The sequence below is a fragment of the Paenibacillus lycopersici genome (assembly GCF_010119935.1).
In the GTDB taxonomy this organism is placed as follows: domain Bacteria; phylum Bacillota; class Bacilli; order Paenibacillales; family Paenibacillaceae; genus Paenibacillus_Z; species Paenibacillus_Z lycopersici.
The window spans coordinates 5,139,157-5,157,635 of record NZ_CP048209.1 but is presented as its reverse complement, the minus strand read 5'-3'; the positions used below and the strand labels follow the sequence as shown (position 1 = coordinate 5,157,635).

Annotated in this window: 14 protein-coding genes; 9 read left to right on the top strand and 5 right to left on the bottom strand. The window is 57.5% G+C overall.

Annotated features, from left to right (window positions below; genetic code table 11):
- Window positions 1-58: 58 nt before the first annotated feature.
- Window positions 59-1,435 (top strand): aldehyde dehydrogenase, encoded by a 1,377-nt coding sequence (locus tag GXP70_RS22690; RefSeq protein WP_162360627.1) that lies wholly within the window; start codon window positions 59-61, stop codon window positions 1,433-1,435.
- A gap of 20 nt (window positions 1,436-1,455) precedes the next feature.
- The gene (locus GXP70_RS22685; RefSeq protein ID WP_404822281.1) at window positions 1,456-2,226 is read left to right on the top strand and encodes a lysoplasmalogenase; all 771 of its coding nucleotides are present in this window, start codon (window positions 1,456-1,458) and stop codon (window positions 2,224-2,226) included.
- On the opposite strand, the gene yfbR is transcribed toward GXP70_RS22685, so the two are convergent.
- Window positions 2,195-2,791 carry a 5'-deoxynucleotidase gene (gene yfbR, locus GXP70_RS22680; RefSeq protein ID WP_162358941.1) on the bottom strand — a complete coding sequence of 199 codons (597 nt, stop codon included), beginning with the start codon at window positions 2,789-2,791 and terminating at the stop codon, window positions 2,195-2,197. The genes GXP70_RS22685 and yfbR overlap by 32 nt on opposite strands.
- A 161-nt stretch (window positions 2,792-2,952) precedes the next feature.
- On the opposite strand from yfbR, the gene GXP70_RS22675 reads away from it, so the two are divergent.
- The 4 genes from GXP70_RS22675 (at window position 2,953) to GXP70_RS22660 (ending at window position 8,391) form a co-directional block, all read left to right on the top strand.
- The gene (locus GXP70_RS22675; RefSeq protein ID WP_162358940.1) at window positions 2,953-4,497 is read left to right on the top strand and encodes a fumarate hydratase; all 1,545 of its coding nucleotides are present in this window, start codon (window positions 2,953-2,955) and stop codon (window positions 4,495-4,497) included.
- 233 nt (window positions 4,498-4,730) lie between these two features.
- Complete coding sequence (locus tag GXP70_RS22670; protein WP_162358939.1) at window positions 4,731-5,693, top strand: bile acid:sodium symporter family protein; 963 nt, start codon at window positions 4,731-4,733, stop codon at window positions 5,691-5,693.
- A gap of 53 nt (window positions 5,694-5,746) precedes the next feature.
- Window positions 5,747-7,558: a two-component system histidine kinase PnpS gene (gene pnpS / locus GXP70_RS22665; RefSeq protein ID WP_162358938.1), complete on the top strand. Its 1,812-nt coding sequence runs from the start codon at window positions 5,747-5,749 to the stop codon at window positions 7,556-7,558.
- Between the two features lie 113 nt (window positions 7,559-7,671).
- Window positions 7,672-8,391: a response regulator transcription factor gene (locus tag GXP70_RS22660; RefSeq protein WP_162358937.1), complete on the top strand. Its 720-nt coding sequence runs from the start codon at window positions 7,672-7,674 to the stop codon at window positions 8,389-8,391.
- A 62-nt stretch (window positions 8,392-8,453) separates the two neighbouring features.
- Here the strand turns inward: GXP70_RS22660 and GXP70_RS22655 are convergent, their stop codons facing one another.
- Entirely contained in the window at window positions 8,454-8,906 is a 453-nt protein-coding gene (locus GXP70_RS22655) for a hypothetical protein (protein ID WP_162358936.1), read from the bottom strand.
- A gap of 516 nt (window positions 8,907-9,422) precedes the next feature.
- Between GXP70_RS22655 and GXP70_RS22650 the strand changes: the two genes are divergently transcribed.
- Window positions 9,423-10,187 carry a sugar phosphate isomerase/epimerase family protein gene (locus GXP70_RS22650; protein ID WP_162358935.1) on the top strand — a complete coding sequence of 255 codons (765 nt, stop codon included), beginning with the start codon at window positions 9,423-9,425 and terminating at the stop codon, window positions 10,185-10,187.
- A gap of 232 nt (window positions 10,188-10,419) precedes the next feature.
- Here the strand turns inward: GXP70_RS22650 and GXP70_RS22645 are convergent, their stop codons facing one another.
- Window positions 10,420-11,289, bottom strand: coding sequence for an AraC family transcriptional regulator (locus GXP70_RS22645; RefSeq protein ID WP_162358934.1), 870 nt, complete (start codon window positions 11,287-11,289; stop codon window positions 10,420-10,422).
- A 255-nt stretch (window positions 11,290-11,544) separates the two neighbouring features.
- Here GXP70_RS22645 and GXP70_RS22640 point away from each other — a divergent pair, with 255 nt between their 5' ends.
- Complete coding sequence (locus GXP70_RS22640) at window positions 11,545-12,624, top strand: Gfo/Idh/MocA family protein (RefSeq protein WP_162358933.1); 1,080 nt, start codon at window positions 11,545-11,547, stop codon at window positions 12,622-12,624.
- A 73-nt stretch (window positions 12,625-12,697) separates the two neighbouring features.
- Here the strand turns inward: GXP70_RS22640 and GXP70_RS22635 are convergent, their stop codons facing one another.
- Complete coding sequence (locus GXP70_RS22635) at window positions 12,698-14,062, bottom strand: TrkH family potassium uptake protein (protein ID WP_162358932.1); 1,365 nt, start codon at window positions 14,060-14,062, stop codon at window positions 12,698-12,700.
- A 237-nt stretch (window positions 14,063-14,299) separates the two neighbouring features.
- Here GXP70_RS22635 and GXP70_RS22630 point away from each other — a divergent pair, with 237 nt between their 5' ends.
- The gene (locus GXP70_RS22630; protein ID WP_162358931.1) at window positions 14,300-18,118 is read left to right on the top strand and encodes an S-layer homology domain-containing protein; all 3,819 of its coding nucleotides are present in this window, start codon (window positions 14,300-14,302) and stop codon (window positions 18,116-18,118) included.
- 158 nt (window positions 18,119-18,276) lie between these two features.
- Here GXP70_RS22630 and GXP70_RS29615 read toward each other — a convergent pair whose 3' ends face one another.
- Complete coding sequence (locus GXP70_RS29615; RefSeq protein WP_192043381.1) at window positions 18,277-18,429, bottom strand: DUF6254 family protein; 153 nt, start codon at window positions 18,427-18,429, stop codon at window positions 18,277-18,279.
- Between the last annotated feature and the right edge of the window lie 50 nt (window positions 18,430-18,479).

Sequence of the window (18,479 nt, the reverse complement as noted above, 5' to 3'; positions counted from 1 at the left end):
TCTTCGCGCGTTCAATTAACGATCTTCAATGGGGGGTCTCATGGAAAAGGATGTCCGAATCGATCATTACAAAGCATTGATACAACAGCAGCATGCTTTCTTCGCCACCGGGCAGATGAAAGCGGTCGCGCTGCGCAGAGAGGCGCTGATCCGGCTGCGCGATTCGATCCGGCGGCATGAGCGGGCGATCACGGACGCCTTGAAAGCGGATTTGAACAAATCCGAATTCGAGGCGTATGCCACGGAAATCGGAATCGTGCTGAGCGAGATCCGGTTCGTCTTGAAGCATCTGCGCGCGTGGGCCCGGCCCGAGAAGGCGAAGACCCCGCTCACGCATATCGGATCCAGGAGCGCCATCTACAGCGAGCCTTACGGGGTGGTGCTGATCATCGCGCCATGGAACTTTCCGTTCCAGCTCGCGCTCATGCCGCTCATCGGCGCCATCGCGGCCGGCAACTGCGCCGTCATTAAACCGTCCGAGCTGACGCCCCGGACGTCGGCGGTGATCGCGCGGATCATCGGCGAGACGTTCTTCGACGTGTACATCGCCGTCGCGGAGGGCGGCGCCGAGACGAGCCGGGCGCTGCTGCGGGAGAGCGTGGACTATGTGTTCTTCACGGGATCGCCTCCGGTCGGCAGGCTGATCATGGAAGCCGCGGCCAGGCGATTAATTCCCGTCACCCTGGAGCTGGGCGGCAAGAGCCCCTGCATCGTCCATAAGGATGCCAACCTGAAGCTGGCGGCCAAACGCATCGTATGGGGCAAGTTTATGAACGCCGGCCAGACCTGCATCGCGCCGGACTACCTGTACGTGCATTACTCGGTGAAGACGCTGCTGATCGAGCAGCTGAAGCTGGCCATCGGGGAGCTGTACGGCATCGACCCGCTTAATAATGCGTCCTATACGCGCATCGTCAACGACAAGCATTTCGACCGGTTGCTGGCGCTCCTGAACGAAGGGGAAGGGCATGTCAGCATCGGCGGCGCGAGCGACCGCGACTCGCTGCGGATCGAACCGACCGTGCTCGCCGGCATTCAAGAGGATGACGCGATCATGAAGGACGAGATTTTCGGCCCGATCCTGCCCGTGCTCGAATACGGCGATCTCGACGAGGCGCTGGCATTCGTTAACAGCCGTCCGAAACCGCTTGCACTCTATATTTTCTCCGAAAATAAAGCCGTCCAGCAGCAAGCGCTGACCGGCGCTTCCTTCGGCGGAGGCTGCGTCAACGACACGGTGTTCCATTTCACTTCGCCGCATTTGCCCTTCGGCGGCGTCGGGAGCAGCGGAATGGGCGCCTACCATGGGCATAGCGGCTTCAAGCTGTTCTCGCATCGCAAAAGCGTGCTGAAGATGACGACTCTGTTCGATCTGCCCTTCCGCTATCCGCATCTGAAGCATGCGTTGAAGAGGGTCAAGCGGTTTCTGAAATAACGGGCCGAGGCTATCAAACTATGCCGAAAGGGGCAATGATCGTGGGGGATTGGGGCAAGCCGGGCAAAAGGGTTATCGTGGGAAAGGGGGACAAGCGGGTAGACTTGAGCGGCAAACGGCTGCCGGCGCTCATTCTGTCGATGAGCATCCTGTACATCTTCGCGATTCCGTCCGAGCCGCTGGCCGTCAAGCTGCTGTTCAAGCTCATTCCGATGTGGCTCATTATCGGGTATGCGCATGTGCGGATGCCCGCGGTCAAGGAGCGGCATCACTGGCTGCTGATCGCCGGCTTGTTCTTCTGCATGCTGGGCGACGGCCTGCTGCACTGGTTCGTCGTCGGATTGACCGCTTTCCTGATCGGGCATCTGTTCTATCTGTCGGGGTTTCTTCGCAATCGGCGATTGTCGACGCTCCGGTGTCTCTCGCTGGTGCCGTTGGCTCTCTATGGCATCTTCATGGGCTGGAAGATCGTTCACGCCCTGATTCAGGATCAGAATGAATCGCTGATCGTGCCGGTGCTGTTCTACATAGCCGTCATTACCTTGATGACGTGGTCCGCCATCTTGACCGGCCACAAGCGGGCTATTGCCGGCAGCTTGCTGTTCACGGTCTCGGACTCGATACTGTCATGGAATTTGTTCGTCTCCGATATCGGGCATTCGAACATGCTGATCATGACGACGTATTACGCGGCGCAGTTCTGCATTGCCGGCAGCATCCGCACGCTAGGCGCAAACCGGCAGCCGCCGGCGGGACCGGCTATTCCGACAGCTCGTCGAGCGTCTTACTGAAGCTCGGCGCCATCTCGGTCAGGAACCAATCGACCTCCGGCATCCCGAGGGCGGCTAGCTTGCTCTCCGTCTGTCCTTTCGCCACGGCGAACTCGCGATTGCCGGAGCTCAGCTCGGATAAGCATTTCATATAGGCGTCGAGCAGATCGGCCGCTTTCACCATCTTGTGAAGCGCGGCCTGTTCGGCGTCCGCGCCGCTGCCGATGATCAGCGGCTCGTAGACGTCGCGCAGCGGCCCGGGCACCATGCCGAGCAGCCGGTCGGCGGCCATCGCTTCGATCTCGCGGAAGTTCGCGAGCATCTTCGGGTTGTGATGCTTGACCGGCGTCGGGATGTCGCCGGTGAACACTTCCGTGGCGTCGTGGAACAGCGCCATCGCCGCCGCGCGGTCGGCGTCGAGCGAACGCCCGAACAGGCAATTGCCGATCTCGCACAGCATATGCGCGAGCAGCGCGACATGATAGGAATGCTCCGCGACCGTCTCGCGGGTCGTATTGCGCATGAGGCTCCAGCGTTCGATGTAGCGAAGCCGGTACATATAGGCCGTGAAATGACTGTCTGTCATGGCGGGACATTCCTTTCCTGCGGGAAATAGGGAGTGACGCGCACCGTGAATGTAACGTGCCCGTCAGGTTCTATTGTGCTATGATAGATTTATAGGGATTTCAATATCGATTATAGTAGGAAAGACGAACATCCACCAGAGAGAGGAGCCATATCGGTCTCATGCAGCACTTTGAACAAAGCGTGTACGATCTCATTGTCGAAACTTCAACGAATCTTCCCGGCGACGTCCGGAAAGTCATCCAGGCGGCGCAGGAGGCGGAGGACCGCGCGACCCGCGCGGGCATGTCGCTCTCGACGATCGCCACGAACATCGAAATGGCGGAAAGCAACGTATCGCCGATCTGCCAGGATACCGGCATGCCGACGTTCGTCGTGCATACTCCGGTCGGCGCTAACCAGATCATCATGAAGCAGCAGATTCGCAGCGCGATCGCGCGCGCGACCAAGGACGGCAAGCTGCGCACCAACTCCGTCGATTCCTTGACGGGCTCCAACACGGGCGATAATCTCGGCCCGGGCACGCCGGTCATCCACTTCGAGCAATGGGAGAAGGATGACATCGACGTTCGCCTCATCCTGAAGGGCGGCGGCTGCGAGAACAAGAACATTCAATACAGCCTGCCGATGGAGATTCCGGGTCTCGGCAAGGCGGGCCGCGATCTGGACGGCATCCGCAAGTGCATCATGCATGCCGTGTATCAGGCGCAAGGCCAAGGCTGCAGCGCGGGCTTCATCGGCGTCGGCATCGGCGGCGACCGGACGACGGGCTACGAGCTGGCGAAGCAGCAATTGTTCCGCCATACGGACGATACGAACGAGATCGGGGAGCTGCGCAAGCTCGAAGAATACGTCATCGAGAACGCCAACAAGCTCGGCATCGGCACGATGGGCTTCGGCGGCGCGGTTACGCTGCTCGGCTGCAAAATCGGCGTCATGAACCGTCTGCCGGCAAGCTTCTTCGTCTCCGTCGCGTATAACTGCTGGGCATACCGCCGCCAAGGCGTCCTGCTGAACGCGGAGAGCGGCGAGATCAAGTCGTGGATCTATCCGAACGGCTCCGATACGCCGATGAAATCGAATGCGGCCGACGCGGCCGCGGAAGCCGTGACGGAACGCGCCGAGCGCCGCGAAGTCGTGCTGAACACGCCGCTGAGCGAGGAAGACGTGCGCAGCCTGAAAGTCGGCGATATCGTCATCATTAACGGCGAAATGCACACGGGCCGCGACGCGATCCACCACCATCTGATGGAGCACGACGCGCCGATCGACCTGAACGGCTCCGTCATCTATCACTGCGGACCGGTCATGCTGAAGGACGAAGCGGGCTGGCATGTCAAAGCGGCCGGACCGACGACGAGCGCGCGCGAGGAACCTTACCAAGGCGACATCATCAAGAAATTCGGCATCCGCGCCGTTATCGGCAAAGGCGGCATGGGCGCGAAGACGCTCGCGGCGCTGCAGGACCATGGCGCGGTCTACTTGAATGCGATCGGCGGCGCCGCGCAGTACTACGCGGAATGCTTCAAGAACGTCAACGGCGTCGATTTCATGGAATTCGGCATTCCGGAGGCGATGTGGCATCTGAAGACCGAAGGCTTCGCGGCCGTCGTCACGATGGATTCGCACGGCAACAGCCTCCACGCGGACGTCGACAAGGACTCCTTCGCGAAACTGGAGCAGTTCAAGGCGCCGGTGTTCAAATAAGGTTGTGAACCACTGAAAGGCATTCACCCTGCGGGCGGTGCGGGCCTCCACTCGCTGTTGTAGACGGGATATCTTGATTATATAAATTCATAATTGGTTATATCCCGTCTACAAAGGCGACCACTTGAGGATTTTCGCAAGAAAATCCACCTCGGAAGCATAAGCTGTTGTTCCGGCTCCGCTCCGCCCTCCGGGCTTGCTTTCAGCTAGTAGAGATCAAGAAAGGACTCCCTATGCGCAGTGTCGGACTTGCCTTCAACGCCAAGTTTGAACAATGGATGTTTCTGATTATCCCCGGATCACTCGTCCTGGGGTTCTTTTTTTCTTCGCATGTGCAGCGCTTCGTGCCTGCCGTGCCTTATCTGTTCGCGTACGTGACGCTGACGATGGCGATCGGCTGCGGGCTTGAACAGCTGCGCGCGGTCCTCCGCAGGCCCGGCGTGCTGGTGCTGACGTTCGTGCTGTCGCATGTGCTGTCGCCGCTGATCGCGTACGGGATCGGCTGGCTCTGCTTCGGCGCGGATTCGCCCTACGTGGTCGGCCTCGTCCTGTTCACGATCATTCCGCTCGGCGTCTCCACGGTGCTATGGGTCGGGATGTCGGGGGGCAGCATTCCGCTCATGCTGGCGATGGTCGTGATCGATTCGGCGCTCAGCCCGATCGTCGTCCCGGGCGGCGTCCATTTGCTGTTCCATCAGGCTGTGGACACGAACGCCGGCGCGATGATCGGCGACCTGCTGCTCATCATCGTCGTGCCGACGGCGATCGGCGTGACGTTGTACGAGCTGTCCAAAGGCCGCATCCAAGCGATCGTCAAGCCGTTCGCGGCGCCGTTGTCGAAGCTGTGCTTCGTGGCCGTCGTCCTGCTGAACGCGGCGGCCATCGCGCCTTATACGGAACAGCTGAGCGGGGATTTGCTGCGGCTGGTGCCGCTGTCGCTCGCGATGGTCGGCATCTGCTATGCGGTCGGCTATTTCGGCACGATGTTCTATCGCAACGACGAGCTGCAGGTGACCGTTTCGTACGCCACGGGCATGCGGAACATCTCACTCGGCATCGTGCTGGCGATGAGCTATTTCTCCCCGCTGACGGCCGTACCGGTCGTGCTTTCCATTCTGATTCAGCAGCCGCTGGCGACCGTGCATCATTACATTTTACGAAAGCTTCATAAATCTACGGCTGGCGCCGAAAGCTAAGTGGAAGTACGATTGGGGATGTAGGAAACGGCCTTTGGGGGTAGAGACGGATTATGAACAGCTTTCGTATGCGGCTGACGCTGATTCTGGTCGCCATGATCGGGATCGCGGTTCTGGCGGCAGGTTTGGTTATGGGCAAGGTGTACAGGGACAACCATCAGGAAGACTTGCAAGACAGCATGGTGCGCGAGATGAATATCATCCTGCAGGACGTTCCGTGGAAGCAGGGAAATCCGGACGAGCTTTACGGCTACTATACGAATGAAGCGAAACGAATCGAAGCTTTGACGGGAACGCGGGTGACGTTCATCCGGGCCGACGGCGTCGTCCTGGGCGACTCGGACCACGATCCGAAGACGATGGAGAATCATTCGACAAGGGCGGAAGTCGTCAAGGCGAAGACAGGCAGCGTCGGCCGGGCGACGCGCTTCAGCGATACGCTGCATGAGAATATGCTGTACGTGGCCATAGCCGTCAATAAGGACGATCCGAATTCGGGCATTATCCGGACGGCGCTCAGCCTGAAGAAGGCGGATGAGAGCGTCAAGCGAATGTGGACGGGGCTGCTCATCGGGCTGCTCGTGCTGTTCATCGTCGCCGGGCTCGTCAGCTACCGGATCGCGCGCAACTTGACCCGTCCGCTGGAGCAGATCACCCGGGTATCCAAGCGAATCAAGAATTTGGATTACCGGGCGCGGGTCGATTTCCAGAGCAACGATGAAATCGGCGAGCTGGGCTCGTCCATCAACGCGATGGCGGACAGCCTTCAGGTGCAGATGACGCGCATCCACCAGAACGAGCGGCAGCTGGCCACGGTGCTCGATAATATGATCAACGGCGTCGTCATGATCGATGCGGCCGGCAAGATCGTGCTGCTGAACAAGATGGCGGAGGATCTGCTCGGCATATCCGCGCGCGAGCAGGTCGGCCATCATTTCGCGTCGGTGAAGCAGCAGTACGAATTGGCCCAGATGATTCAGGAGACGCTGGAGCGCAGGGAGCATCTGCGCGAGGAGATGACGTTTTATTTCCCGGAGGAGCGGCTGCTGGATTTGAATCTGGTGCCGATCTTCGAGGACGACGACGACTTCGGCGGCGTGCTGCTCGTGCTGCAGGACGTGACCGCCATTCGCAGGCTGGAACGGATGCGCAGCGAATTCGTCGCCAACGTATCGCATGAGCTGAAGACGCCGGTCACCGCGGTTAAAGGCTTCGCCGAGACGCTGCTCGGCGGCGCGGTCGACGATCCCGAGACGGCGCGCTCGTTCCTCCAAATTATTTTCGACGAGAGCGACCGGTTGAACCGGCTCATCGGAGACATCCTGGAGCTGTCGAAGATCGAATCGCGGCGCGTGCCGCTGCTGTTCTCGCCGGTCGAGCTCTCCTCGTTCATCGGCAAGACCGTGGAGCTGATGAGCGCGGAGGCAGTGCGCAAGCAGATCCGCGTATCGACGGTCGTGGAAGAGGGGCTTTACGTCGAAGCGGACGAAGACCGGCTGCGGCAGATCATCGTGAACTTGCTGGCGAACGGCATCGCGTACACGGCGGAAGGCGGAAGCGTCTCGGTCGTCGTCGAGCCGGTGCATGATCCGAACCTCACGCTGGACGACGAAGGGCAGGAGAATTACGAGCATATCCGAATCCATATTTCGGATACGGGCATGGGCATCCCGAAGAAGGATCTGCCGCGCATCTTCGAACGCTTCTACCGCGTCGATAAAGCGAGGTCCCGAAGCTCGGGCGGCACCGGACTCGGTCTCTCCATCGTCAAGCATCTGGTCGAGCTGCATAAAGGCACGATTACGGTCGACAGCACGCTGGGAGTCGGAACGACGTTCACGATCGATCTTCCCGTTCTGCAATAGCCGGCAGCCGCCGGCGGCGAGGGGTTTACCCCTCGCCGGAAACGCGTTATGATAGAGAAAAGAACGTATGAACCATGTTGGGTTGAACACAGCATGGCTGTCAGGGGGTCAACATGACACAAAGAGTGTTGGTCATTGAGGACGAGCCGACATTGGCAAGACTGCTTTCGTACAACCTGTCGCAAGAAGGCTATGATACTACCGTGATCGATCACGGCGCGGAGGGCTTGCAGGTTGCGCTTCAGCGCTCGTTTGACCTTATTATTCTGGACATTATGCTTCCCGGCATGAACGGGTTTGAAATTCTGTCCCGGCTTCGCCAGAACGGAAACCGCACGCCGGTCATCGTGCTTACGGCGCGCAATGCGGAAGAAGAAGTCGTGCAGGGGTTGAAACGCGGCGCGGACGATTACATGACGAAGCCGTTCGGCGTCGCGGAGCTGCTCGCCCGCGTATCCGCGGTGCTGCGGCGCACGGGCCAGGACGACGGCAAGCTGACGGAATCGACGGACAAAGTCATTACTGCCGGCGACCTGTCGATCTATCCCGAACGGTACGAAGTCATACTGAACGGCGAAACGGTGCCGCTTCGGCCGAAGGAATTCGAGGTGCTGCTCTATCTCGTGCAGCGTCCCGGCATGGTTATTACTCGCGACGATCTCATGAACGTCGTATGGGGGTTCGATTACATCGGCGGACAGCGGACGGTCGACGTGCATGTCAGCTCCCTCCGGAAGAAGCTGGAGCTCGGACAGCAGTCGGTCGAGATCGAATCGATCCGCGGCGTCGGCTACAAGCTCGTCATGCCCAAGAAACTCGGATCATCACAGTGATGGTTCGGGTTTTTTATGTTCTCTAAGATGGGTATCGGACTCCGGCAGACTTGCAAAGATCCTTACACACCTACTGTAGAAAAGAAAAAGTTGCCATTCGGGCAACTTTTCCCGCCGCAGACCGGCAAAAATGCCGGTAAAGTTGCCATGCGGGCAGCTTTATCTGCCAAGGGCCGGCAAAAGTGTCGATAAAGTTGCCATGCGGGCAACTTTATCCGCCGCAGACCGGCAAAAGTGTCGGTAAAGTTGCTATTCGGGCAACTTTGCCCGTCGCAGACCGACAAAAGTGTCGGAAAAGTTGTCATTCGGGCAACTTTTCCTGCCGAGGACCTACAAAAGTAGTCGGTAAAGTTGCCATTCGGGCAACTTTGCCCGTCGCAGACCGACAAAAGTGTCGGAAAAGTTGCCATTCGGGCAACTTTTCCTGCCGAAGACCTACAAAAGTAGTCGGTAAAGTTGCCATTCGGGCAACTTTGCCCGTCGCAGACCGACAAAAGTGTCGGAAAAGTTGCCATTCGGGCAGCTTTCCCCGCCGTAGACCTGCAAAAGTGTCGGAAAAGTTGTCATTTGGGCAACTTTGCCCGCCGAAGACGATCGTGAAACGCCGCGAAATCCTTCCCAGAGGTAGGAATTCGCAGCCTCACGTGGAGCAAAGGGTAGCGAAATCCTTCCCGTAGGCAGGAATTCGTAGCTCCTCACCGCGAAATCCCGAGAATTCCTTCCCGAAGGCAGGAATTCGTAGCTCCACACCGCGAAATCCCGAGAATTCCTTCCCGAAGGCAGGAATTCGTAGCTCCACACCGCGAAATCCCGAGAATTCCTTCCCAGTGGGAGAAATTCATAGCTCCACACCGCGAAATCCCGAGAATTCCTTCCCGAACGCAGGAATTCGTAGCTCCTTCCTTCCCTGGGGCAGGAATTTGAATCAGGCGCAAGTACAAATTTGTTCTGTTGCCCGGCGCGAAAAAATGGTACAGTCTCTATGAAAAGCAAACATTTCGCCATGTACATACTCTTGGAGGTGCTGGGGCATGATTTCTTATGGATGGTGCAGGGGCATCGAGGACGCGGGGCTGCTGCACAAGCTCGGTTTCGATTATATCGAGTGCGCGGTCGTCGCGCTGCAGCTCGAGGACGCGGCGGCATGCCGCGAAGCGCTGCCGGCGTATTTGGAAAGTCCGCTTCCTGCAAGCGTATTCAACGTATTCTTTCCCGGAGATTTGAAGCTGGTCGGTCCCGAGAGGGACGAGGAACGCACGAGGAAATACATTCATGCGGCGGCCGAAACGCTGCATCGGATCGGAGCGCGGACCGTCGTGCTCGGAAGCGGACGCTCGCGCCATGTGCCGGAAGGCTGGGAGCAGGCAAGAGGCGAGGAGCAGCTGCTTCGCACGCTGGAATGGATCGCGGATGATTTCACGGACGCCGGACTGACGCTGGCCCTGGAGCCGCTGAACAAGAAGGAGACGAACTTCATCAACAGCGTCGACGAGGGCGTCGCGCTCGCGAAGCAGGTCAACCGTTCCGCCATTCGCGTCCTGGCCGACTTCTACCACATGGACGAAGAGAACGAGGCACTGGATACGATCGTAAGAAACCGGGATTGGCTGGCGCATATCCATCTGGCCGACACGGGCCGGCTCTCGCCCGGAACGGGGCAGTATCCGTACGAAGCGTTTGCCGCCCAATTGAAGGCAAGCGGCTACGCGGGCATGATCTCGGCGGAATGCTCGGTCGTCGAGCCGGAGCAGGAATTCGAGGCCGGTCTGGCGTTCATGCGGCGGACGTTCTCGTAAGCAAGCCGCTGGCGCGGCTGGGAGTGACCGGCGGCGGGTCGAACCGGACAAGTCCGGCGCGATACGTAAGACCGGATACGTAAGACTGGATACGTAAGACAGGATGCCATCCGACGTCCGAATGTTGTCATCCAACTGGATGTCGTTTTACTGGATGCCGTTCAACTGGAGGCGCCCGACTGGTGCCATCCAACCTTAATTGCGGTTCCGTCTGTTCCGTCGGTTCGGTCTGTCAGGCCCGGTTCCACTCCAGCATTTTTTTCTGAAACTGCTTCGGCGAGCAGTCGTTGTACTTTTTGAACATTTTGTAGAAATGCGCCATGTTCGGCATGCCGATCCGGTCGCCGACCTCCGAGATGCTGAGATCCTTCGTGAGCAGGATGCGCTCCGCCCATTTGATTTTGCGGTAATTGACGTACTCGGTGAACGACAGGCCGATCGCTTTCTTGAAAAATTTCACGAAGTAGTAATAGCTCATATTCGCCAGCTTCGATACTTCTTCGACCTGAATGCGGTCGGTCAGATGCTCTTCGACGTAATCGAGCACGCCGCGCAGACGGGCGCGGTCGAAGTCCTCGTGATCGGTCAGCACCCGCTTCTCGTCGTTGCGGATGAGCAGCAGCAGCAGCTGCTTGATCAGCATGCTGACGGCGAGCTCGTAGCCGTTCTGCTTCGTCGTCACTTCCTGGAGGATGGATTGGATGCAGGACGCGGCTTCGGCACGGGCCTTGTCATTCTCCTGGAAAATGTAATTCGCCCGGCTCAGCGGATTCTTCGTCTCCGAGAAGAACCGCATGTACGGCATGGAGCTCTGGTCGATGAACTGCTCCAGGTCGAATTGCAGCACGATGTAATCGAGCGGACTGCTCAAGCTACGGTCGCGGTGCAGCTGCTTGGAACCGATCAGGGCGATGTCGCCGCTTTGCAGTCGGACGGCGTCTTCCTCAATATTGACGTCAAGCTCGCCGTTCAGAACGAGCAGCAGCTCGATCTCTCTGTGATAGTGCCAATTGATGAACAAGTCGTTGTGGCGCTGGGACTGAAACACTTTGATCGACAACAGCGGATTTTCATAAACGACCTTCTCATTGTAGAATTCCACGGTACCATCCCTTCGACAGCAAAATCACATAAAAGCAGGCCATTAAAGCGCCTATCATTATCGATGGTTATTGCTCTATACTAAATCTAGCATGCGTTGATCTGTTGATAGACATGCAGCATCCGAGCCTCGGCTTGTACGCTTCATATGCGGAATGCAGGCAATCGAAGCAGCGGCTTCGAACGCCCGTCAGTCCGCCGTCGACGCGCATACTACAAATTATATCATTTCCCGACTTATGGAGGTAGAAATTTAATGGCAAAGGCACGCGTAGGTATTATCGGCTGCGGCGGTATCGCGAACGGCAAACATCTTCCTAGCTTGGCGCAAGTGAAGGAAGCCGAAATCGTAGCTTTCTGCGATATCATCGTTGAGAAAGCCGAGCAAGCAAAGGCGAAATATGGCACTGAAGACGCAAAAGTTTACGCTGACTATAAAGAACTGCTGAAGGACGCTTCCATCGACGTCATTCACGTTTGCACGCCTAACGATTCCCACGCGGTCATCTCCATCGACGCGCTGGAAGCCGGCAAGCACGTGCTTTGCGAGAAGCCAATGGCTAAGACAGCCGCTGACGCTCGCAAAATGCTCGAAGTTGCTAAGCGTACGGGCAAAAAACTCAGCATCGGCTACAACAACCGCTACCGTGCGGACAGCCGCTACCTGAAAGAAGCTTGCGATGCAGGCGAACTGGGCGAAATCTACTTTGCAAAAGCACACGCGATCCGTCGCCGTGCCGTTCCGACTTGGGGCGTATTCCTGGACGAAGAGAAACAAGGCGGCGGCCCGTTGATCGATATCGGCACGCATGCGCTTGACCTCGTCCTCTGGATGATGAACAACTACGAGCCGGCCGTCGTGCTTGGCCGCGCGTACCACAAGCTGTCCCAAACCGAGAATGCCGCTAACGCATGGGGTCCGTGGGATCCGGCGAAATTCACGGTTGAAGATTCCGCGTTCGCAATGATCACATTCAAGAATGGCGCTACCGTAATCCTTGAATCCAGCTGGGCGCTGAACTCCCTTGATATCGACGAGGCGAAAGTATCCCTGAGCGGTACGAAAGCCGGCGCCGACATGAAGAACGGCCTTCGCATCAACGGCGAGCAAAACAGCCGTCTGTACGTGAAGAACATCGAGCTGAACAGCGGCGGCGTAGCTTTCTACGAAGGCGCAAGCGAAACAGCCGAAGTGCTTGAAGCTGCATGGTGGATCGATGCCGTATTGAACGACAAAGAAACGTTCGTGAAACCGGAGCAAGCGCTCGTCGTTTCCGAAATTCTTGAAGCGATCTACGAATCGTCCCAAACAGGCAAAGCAGTTTACTTCGAATAGGAATGACAACGGAAGCCCAAGGCGTTTGCGCCTTGGGCTTTTTTGTGTTGTCGGAGTCGCTCGTCCGCCCGCATTACCCCGTAATCACCCTTTCCATCGCATAACGGTATCGCGGATTCCTCAGACCGCCGCCGATGAGGTAGAGGCAGCTCGTAAGCCCGATGCGTCCGAGGAACATGAGCACCATTAGAATGGTTTGCGAGAACGGGCTCAGGTCCGGCGTAATGCCGGTGGACAGGCCGACGGTCCCGAAGGCGGAGCACACCTCGAGCACGACGGCCACGAGGGGATGCTGCTGATCGACGACGCAGATGGCGATAATCGAGACGGCGCACATGATGACGGCGAGCAGCGAGATAGCGAAAGATTTTAACACATCGTCCGGATGCAGCTCCCGCTTGAACACCTTGATCGAACGGCTCCCTCTGATGAAATGGATCAGGAACAGGAGGTTCAGCGCGAAGGTCGTCGTCCGGATCCCGCCGCCTACGGAATTGGGCGATCCGCCGATAAACATCAGGAAGCTCATGAGCAGCAGCGTCGGAATCGTGAACTCGTTAATATCCATCGTCGTCAGGCCGGCGCTCCTCGTCGTAGCGGCCTGGAAGAAGGCATAGAAGAAACCGGCATGCCATGCTTTGCCCTGCAAGAAGCCGGACTGCTCGAACAGCCAGATGAGTATCGTTCCGGCCGCGAGCAGGATGAAGTAGGTGGACGTCGACAGCTTCGTGAACAAGGAGAAGCGGTATGGGGGCCTTAGCTTCATTCGCCTGCTGGCGAAGTAAGTTTTGATTTCGATCAGCACCGGGAATCCGATTGCGCCGAAAACGATCAGGATCACCGTGACGAGCTGCACGAAGTAGTCGCCCGCGTACGGAATGAGGGACTGTCCCGTAATGTCCATGCCGGCGTTGGTCGTTGCGCTGACCGCCGCGAACAAGCCCTGCATGGCCGCTTCCTCCCACGTGTCGTAATAGCGCAGGAAGCGGACGCTCAGGATGACGGCTCCGAGCAATTGGGCGAGCATCGTAATCCGCAAAATCTCGATGACCAGCTTCACGAGCCCGGAGAGCGCGAACTGATTGTTGTCCACCATAATGAGACGGCGTTCGCGCAGTCCGATTCTCCGCCCGAGGAGCAGCCAAAAGAACGTGCTCATCGCCATGATGCCGATACCCCCGAACTGCAGGACCACAATAATGACGAAATAGCCGAACGTACTGTACGTGTCCGCAATGTTGAATACGCCTAACCCGGTATCGCTGACGACGCTGACGGCCGTGAAGACGGTATCGAAGAACGTCACGTCTACGCCGGGCCTGCGCACGGCGGGGAGGCTGAAGAGCGCGATCGACAAGGTGACGGCGATCAAGTAATACCCGGTCATGGCCTGGGCCGGAGAGAGCTTCTCGATCCGATTTCGAATGGATTTCCACATGCTCGTAGCAACCTGTCCTTACGCTGGGAATGACGTGCGATACCCCTTTTTTTGCCCAGTTGCAAGGCGGATTATTCGGAATGGGAGCGGGATGTACAGCTTTACATTAAAACAAGAATGAAGCGCAGGATTTTAGCGTAAAAGCAAGAATATTTATCAAATTATGGAGATACTGTCCAATTTCGCCTGAGGGGTGTTAGAACGGTTATGTCAATCTCATATCGAAGACTGATTAGCATGATGGCAGCGTTGGCACTATTGCTTCAATTATTGGTTACGCCGAATGCGTCGAGCGGCGTCGCATCCGCGGCGCCTCAAGAAGGAACGACGCCGAGTGCCGCTCTATCGATTCCGGGCAAGGAATTGACGGCTTGGGAAATGGATGAAGCTACGGGCTATATTTTCGCTCTGGCGCATGGGGAGAATCAATTGCTGTTCATTCGCTACAGCGACATGACGCTCCAGAAGACGATCGATATCGGTTCGGGTCCGACGGATATGATCGTGGAGCAAGGAAAAATTTACGTCGGCTTGGATGGCGCCGATCAAATCAAAGTCGTCGATATTGCGACCGGGACAATTGAACGAACGTTAGAAACGGGGGGAGCGGTGAACCGGCTGACGAAGGATGATCAATACATTTACTATCTATCCGGATCCCCCAATGCGTCCGTCATGCAGTACGACTTGACCTCGGACAGCGAAAGCGCGATCGCGCTGCCGCCTGACCTTCCGTATGTCGCCGACTTGGCGGTCGACAAGCCGAAGAATCTGCTTTATTTGGCCAGTCATGCATTCATGGCCCTGGATTTGGCGGATACCTCGCGGGTTGCATCCCAGATCGAGGCGGGCGGCTATCAATTCGGCGGATCTATTATAGCACAGGATGACGATGTCTATTATGGCTCGCGCCGGTTCGACGCATCGAACCTGGCGGTCGTCCGCGGCATGTATGCGGCCTTTACGGAATCTCACTTCGATAGCATCCTGCAGGTGCGAGAGCGCGTGATCGTGACCAACAGGCATGTGTATGACAAAGAGACGTATCGGATATTGGCCGATCTGCCCCAAGAGTCGGCGTTGGCGGCGATGGACTCGGAACAGAACGTGTACACCTATTCGTATCAAACCGTCTCCAAGCAAAGCGTCGAGCTTCCGGCGCTTTCGTATGGCGGTCATGCTTCGGCGGGAAACCATCTGGAATTGCGCAGTCCGATTACGCGATGGGTGTCGGACAACAACAATCTCTATGCCGTGTCGACGGATAATACGCTGCTGACAATCAACAAGGACACGATGTCGGTAGAGAACGAGTCGTACCTCGGCTCCAAGCCGGTCGCTATCGCGTTGTCCGACGGCAAGCTCTATTCGGCGAATAACGGCTCGTCGTCGATCGGCGTCGTGAACGCTGCCGACCATGCAAGTTCTGCGGCGGCCCAGTTGCCGGGTCGGGTACCGCAGGAGATAGCCGTTTATGGAGACCTGGTCTTCTTCACCTCTACCGACCTTTCCAGTTCGGCCAACACGCTGAGCGTCTATTCGGCCGAATCGCAAGAGGTGACGGAGATTAGGAGCGGCTTCTTCGATTTGCGATTCAATCATATTGCGCTGGCGCCGGACAAAGGGATGCTGTACGCAACCGACGATAACAGTTTGTATGGCATCGAGCTTCAAGCTCCTTATGCGGTGCATAATCTGGTAAGCAGTTTGGAGTACAGCACGCGAACCTTGTTTATCGACGGCGACGCGATCTATGCGGGAACCAAGAAATTCAGCGCGGGTCCGACTCCGCAATTGCTTGCGACGTTCCCGGACCAGGTGATTTACGCGAAAGGCGCTTACGCTTTTACCCAGTACGCCGTATACGACAGCGCTTCCGCGGTCAAGTTGTTCGATTTGCCGTTCGAGGTCGGTTTAGTCGATATGGATGCCGACGGCGCGGTATATGTCGTCCGGGGGAATCAAGACCCTTTCTACACGGAAGCCTCCGGCATGAAAGAAGCGTATAAGTTTGCTTCGATCGACGCGCTTGAATCCTACATGGATTCGTTCACGCCGGAGAACGCGGTCTTCATTGATTACGATAACCAAGCGGGGCTGGTATCCGGCTTCGTAGCCTTCGAGCCTGCCGCGAACGATGACGAGATCGATCATTATATTTTATATTACATGAACGATAACAAGGAGCTGGGCGTGGAGCTCGGACAAGTCAACCATGAGGATTTGGAAGACGGGTTGTACTACTATGACATCCATGGTCTCTATCCCCAATCCGGTCAGACGCGAATCGCGATCTATGCGTATATCAAGGTCAATGACAATGGCGTATTCAGACGTTCGACGGGATACAGCGAGACGCGTCTCTGGGATACGCCGACGTTCCTGCCGAACCAGCTTGCCTTTACCGATACGGATACGAATCCCGATACCATCGGCGGCGCGATATCCTGGCTGCCGGCCGCCGCCGAGAGAACCGGAAGCGCGTACGAGGTGTATTTTGCGGGGAAGGACGGCTTATTAGGAAGCCGCATCGCCGAGGTGGATGCCAAGAAGAGCGCCTACGGCTTGACGATTCCCGAGGGAACCCCCATTCCCGATCAAGCCTTGACGGTGGCTGTCTTGTATACGGACACGGACGGGGAACAAGCTCCGTTCTATACGGCCGTTCCCATCTTGGACCGCATGACCCGAACGCCGGTCCTTGCCGACATCAAGATTACCAATCGCGAAGGCACGGCTAACGATACGATCACAGTGAGCAATATGCGAGCCGGAGAGACGGTGCGCGTCTATTCCGGCGAAGGCGAGGTCCTCTACACGGCGAAGCCGCAAGCGGGTTCAACGGAGGTCGCGTTTAATGTCGCGAACCTGGTTGCGAATGGCGGCAGCATCTATCTCTCTCTGCAAACCGAAGGCAAGGCGGAAAGCTCGATCGTTGCGAAAGCTTATTTGCAAGAACAAGCCGATGAGACCGGCGGCGGTGGTGCAGGCGGCGGTGCTGGAGGAGGCGCTGGCGGCGGTGGTGCAGGCGGCGGATTCGGCGGGGTTGTCCTTCCGTCTCAGGGCGATGACAAAGTGACTTCGACAGACGGCAAGTTAACGCTTCCGGCAGGCAAAGCGGGCGAAGCGAGCGTGGACAACGGGTTGACGGTCGCCATACCGGCGAATGCGACGGACCAGGAACTGAAGCTGACCATTCAGAAGATTACAGAAACGCAAGGTCTCCTAACGGACCAAGAGAAGCTTGTCAGCGCGATCTACGAACTGCTCAAGAATTTCCCGGGGAATTTCAGCAGCCCCGTTACCTTGACCTTTGCGTTCGATCCGGCAGGCTTGGCAGATAACCAACGGGCAGCGGTGTTTTATTATGACGAATCGAACAAGAAATGGGTGGAAGTGCGGGGAGGGAAAGTCGACGGCAATCATATTTCGGTCGAAGTTAATCATTTCACGAAGTATGCCGTTCTTGCCGTTAACGAGGAAGCCCCCGCCACGAAACCCGATCAGCCAGTCACGAGCTTCAATGATATCTCCGGCTATTGGGCCGAGTCCGAGATCAAGGAAGCCGTAAGCGCGGGGATCGTTAACGGGTATCCGGACGGTACTTTCAGACCCAAAGCAACGGTGACGCGCGCCGAGTTCGCCGTCATGCTGATGAATACGCTGAAGCCGACAGCGGAGGCGGTCTCCGGGCCGGCATTCGCGGATTCGGCGCAAATCGGGACATGGGCGCGGAATGCCGTTGCGCAAGCCGTGCAGGCCGGGCTGATTAATGGCTACGAAGACGGGACGTTCCGTCCGAACGCGGAAATTACGCGCGCGGAGATGGCCGTTATCCTCGCCAAAGCGCTTGGCCAATCGCTAGAAGCGACGGCCGCAACCGGCTTTGCGGACGATAAGGATATTCCGGCATGGGCGAAGGGCAGTATCGCGTTCGTGCAGCAGCAACGAATCATCCAAGGGAAGAACAATAACCGATTTGCTCCTTCGGATCCTGCCACCAGGGCGGAGACCGTAACGGTGCTGCTTAAGCTGGCGGATCGGAAGAAAGGGTAACCGTTAGGCAAGTAAATTGAAGCAAGCCGTTATGTGAACCTGTGTGGATACGATAAATGAATATCAGACAGTAGGCGACCGTTTGAGTATTCGAAAGCAATAAACAAGGAGCAGATCCGTTTAGGGGATCTGCTCCTTGTCCGTTTGCCGGCGGCTGATTAGTCGCCGTTGTTGCGGGCGTTCGTGTACCCGGCTACGCCGGACGTGCCTTCGTCCGAAAGCTCGGCCAGCGATTTGACCTCGCCATGGGTCTGTTGGTTCTGCTTGCGGCTCTTCCACGCGTTCTCTCTGCGGTTCTTGGATGACGTCATTACGCGGCAGCTCCTTTGCATCCTGTAGTCCGCGCTGTCGCAGCGCGCCG

What these genes read in the sequence shown, in the direction of transcription:
- GXP70_RS22675 (WP_162358940.1), top strand. Translation starts at nt 2,953, where the DNA reads ATGCAGCACTTTGAACAAAGCGTGTACGATCTCATTGTCGAAACTTCA.
- GXP70_RS22655 (WP_162358936.1), bottom strand. Translation starts at nt 8,906, where the DNA reads ATGGCAACTTTTCCGACACTTTTGTCGGTCTGCGACGGGCAAAGTTGC.
- GXP70_RS22660 (WP_162358937.1), top strand. Translation starts at nt 7,672, where the DNA reads ATGACACAAAGAGTGTTGGTCATTGAGGACGAGCCGACATTGGCAAGA.
- GXP70_RS22630 (WP_162358931.1), top strand. Translation starts at nt 14,300, where the DNA reads ATGATGGCAGCGTTGGCACTATTGCTTCAATTATTGGTTACGCCGAAT.
- GXP70_RS22650 (WP_162358935.1), top strand. Translation starts at nt 9,423, where the DNA reads ATGATTTCTTATGGATGGTGCAGGGGCATCGAGGACGCGGGGCTGCTG.
- GXP70_RS22635 (WP_162358932.1), bottom strand. Translation starts at nt 14,062, where the DNA reads ATGTGGAAATCCATTCGAAATCGGATCGAGAAGCTCTCTCCGGCCCAG.
- GXP70_RS22640 (WP_162358933.1), top strand. Translation starts at nt 11,545, where the DNA reads ATGGCAAAGGCACGCGTAGGTATTATCGGCTGCGGCGGTATCGCGAAC.
- GXP70_RS22670 (WP_162358939.1), top strand. Translation starts at nt 4,731, where the DNA reads ATGCGCAGTGTCGGACTTGCCTTCAACGCCAAGTTTGAACAATGGATG.
- GXP70_RS22685 (WP_404822281.1), top strand. Translation starts at nt 1,456, where the DNA reads ATGCCGAAAGGGGCAATGATCGTGGGGGATTGGGGCAAGCCGGGCAAA.
- yfbR (WP_162358941.1), bottom strand. Translation starts at nt 2,791, where the DNA reads ATGACAGACAGTCATTTCACGGCCTATATGTACCGGCTTCGCTACATC.
- GXP70_RS29615 (WP_192043381.1), bottom strand. Translation starts at nt 18,429, where the DNA reads ATGACGTCATCCAAGAACCGCAGAGAGAACGCGTGGAAGAGCCGCAAG.
- pnpS (WP_162358938.1), top strand. Translation starts at nt 5,747, where the DNA reads ATGAACAGCTTTCGTATGCGGCTGACGCTGATTCTGGTCGCCATGATC.